Source organism: uncultured Intestinimonas sp., from assembly GCF_944387725.1.
GTDB lineage: Bacteria > Bacillota > Clostridia > Oscillospirales > Oscillospiraceae > Intestinimonas.
This window is the reverse complement of record NZ_CALXGA010000115.1, coordinates 1-2,757: the sequence shown is the minus strand read 5'-3', so window position 1 is coordinate 2,757 and position 2,757 is coordinate 1. Positions and strand designations below refer to the sequence as shown.

Here is a 2,757-nt window from a genome sequence, read left to right as displayed (position 1 = left end):
CGCCCCCATCGCCGGTGAAGATGCCCCTGGTGACAATCCCGCATCCCTTACGGCGGATGCGGTTTTCGGCCAAAAGGACGCCACCCGCGCTGTCAAGGAAGAAGTAGTCTATCTCGACCTCTCTGAACTCTATCCGTTCAAAGACCATTCTTTCCAGGTGCGGGAGGATGCGGAGATGCAGTCCCTGGTGGAGAGCGTCAAAAACGGCGGCGTGAACCAGCCTGCCCTCGTCCGCCCCAGGGAAGGCGGCGGCTATGAGATCATTGCGGGCCACCGCCGCCAGAAGGCCAGCGAGCTGGCCGGGTATCGGAATATGCCCTGCATCGTCCGGGAAATGACGGATGACGAGGCCATCCTTGCCATGACGGATGACAACCTGCGCCACCGGGAGCATATTCTCCCCTCGGAGAAGGCCAAGGCGCTCCAGCAGCAGGTGGAGGCTATTTCCCACCAGGGCACTGTGCTCAAAGGTGTTGCCGAGGGTGACATTGGCAAACGCTCAACGGAGATCGTGGGAACCCGGAACGGCATGAACTACAAAAAGGTCATGCGGTATATCCGGCTCAATGAGCTGGTGCCGGAGCTGAAGGACATGGTAGACGGCACAGCGGTGAACGCCAACGGGGAGCCCATCAAAAAGCTGGGATTCATCCCCGCCGTGGAGCTGTCCTTTATCCGCCCCCGCAACCAGCAGCTCATCGCGGTGTCCATCGAAGGGGAGCAGTCCTCCCCCTCTGTTGCCCAGGCCAAAAAGCTCCGGGAGCTGGATCAAGCGGGACAGCTCACCGGGGACGTTATCGACGCAATTTTAAGTGAAGAAAAGAAGGAGGTTGGTCAAGTGATTATCAGCACCGAGGAACTCAACAAGTATTTTGGCAAGGAGGCCACGCCCCGTCAGATGAAGGAGCAGATCATCGCCCTACTGGACGAGTGGAAGGAAAAGCAACCGCCGGAGAAAACGGCGGATTTGGAGAAGTAAGCCCTTGAGACACTTTGTCCCAAGGGCTTTTTCCATTTCTAAATCACATTTTGGAGGTGCAAATTGAACATTCATCACCATACCCCCCGGAGGCTGGCGGCCCTGCTGCTTGTGGCAGCCGTCATGCTCTCCCTTGTTCCCTCGGCCTTTGCCGCCCAGGAGGACAACTACCACGACCCGGCGGAACACTGGATGGAGGCGCTCAACCGGACGAATGAGCTGGACGCCAACTCCGTGGTGACCATCGAAACCTTTAATTGCTGTGAGTGCGGGCAGGCCACTTCGTTTGAAGTGTTCCGTGTACCGGAGTACACCCGCAACGGGGAAACCGCCCTGACCCGCAACGTCAAGTATTCAGACGGCACTTGCCTGGACGGGGAGAGCAAGGGCGACCTGCTGGACGGCACCCCCGGCAAGGATGCCTATTACACCGGCTACCACTGGACAAAGGCGGTGTGCCAGACCTGCGGCACCTTCAACACCAACATGGGGGCCACCAACTACTCCTGTGGTAAAAATGTATATTGGCTCTATGACTGCGCGGCGGATTTCTTTGAGGAACTGCCGGAAACGCAGACCATTGAGCAGGTGGACAGCGAGTATCACCGCGTCACCACTACCAGCGGGGAGTATTGCGCGTTCTGCTATGGCACGTTCAAGGAGAAAAATTCCACCCTGGAGCGCCACCACATGGAGGGCAGCATCCGCCCGGAGCTGGCCCATGACCGCTTTGTAGAAATGGACGCCTGCGAGGATTGCGCTTATTCGGAAACGTTCTACACCGCCGCCAAGGCCGTCATCGCGGACTACTTCGGCGTGGTGGACGGCCAGCCCCACACCGTCACCGTGTCAGATCTCTCCGACGCGGGCGTGACCACGGCGATCCGCTATGGCAACGAGGCAGGCTCCTGCACCCTGACCTCTGCCCCCAACTACACGGAGGCCGGGGATTATCCCGTGTACTATGAAATCACCTATACTTTCAAGGATACGGATATGGTGGAGGATAGCGTGGCTTTCGTCCACTTGCGGGACGAAACCACCACCGAGGACGGCTCCTGCTCCTGCGGCTGCGGCAATCCCGACTGCGGCTGCCAAGACCCGGATTGTGACGGCTGCTGCTGCGATGATAAGGGGTGCGGCGAGAACCACAACTGGACGTTGCTGGATAGCGTAGACCCCACCTGCCTGACCCTGGGCTATGACCGTTATCTCTGCGTCGAGTGCGGCATGATTGAAAAGCGGGACTATGAGGCGGCCCTGGGCCACGCCTACCAGAGCTCTGTCATCCGGGAGGCCACCTGCGAGGTGCCCGGCAAGACCCTGGACATCTGCCAGCGGTGCGGCGATACCAAGGAGACCACCATCCCCCAGGGGGAGCATGAGTTCTCCACCTCTGTCAGCTCTGCAACCTGCACCAGCCCCGGCTACACCCTGCGGGAGTGCGCGGTCTGCGGAGAGCGGCACATTGAGGACATCACCCCGGCGCTGGCCCACAACTATGTGAGCAAGACCACCCCGGCCACCTGTGATGGCGGCGGCAAGACCCTGCACATCTGCGAGGGCTGCGGCTCCAGCTTTATCACGGATTACACGTCCCCCCTGGGCCATAGCTGGGGCGAGGGTAAGGAGATTACCGATGCCACCTGCACCGGCGAGGGGGTGCTGGAGTTCCGCTGTGTCCGCTGCGGGGCCACCCGTCTGGAGGGCGACGCGGCGGCGGGCCATGTGCCCGGCGCTCCCGCTACCTGCACCGAGCCCCAGCTTTGCGAGAAGTG

2 pseudogenes are annotated in these 2,757 nt (G+C 60.6%); both read left to right on the top strand.

Going from position 1 to position 2,757, the window contains the following annotated elements:
- Positions 1-85: 85 nt before the first annotated feature.
- Positions 86-979 (top strand): annotated as a pseudogene (locus Q0K09_RS10685) (ParB/RepB/Spo0J family partition protein); the annotation flags it as partial.
- Positions 980-1,042: 63 nt separating this feature from the next.
- Positions 1,043-2,757, top strand: a pseudogene (locus Q0K09_RS10680) (hypothetical protein); the annotation flags it as partial.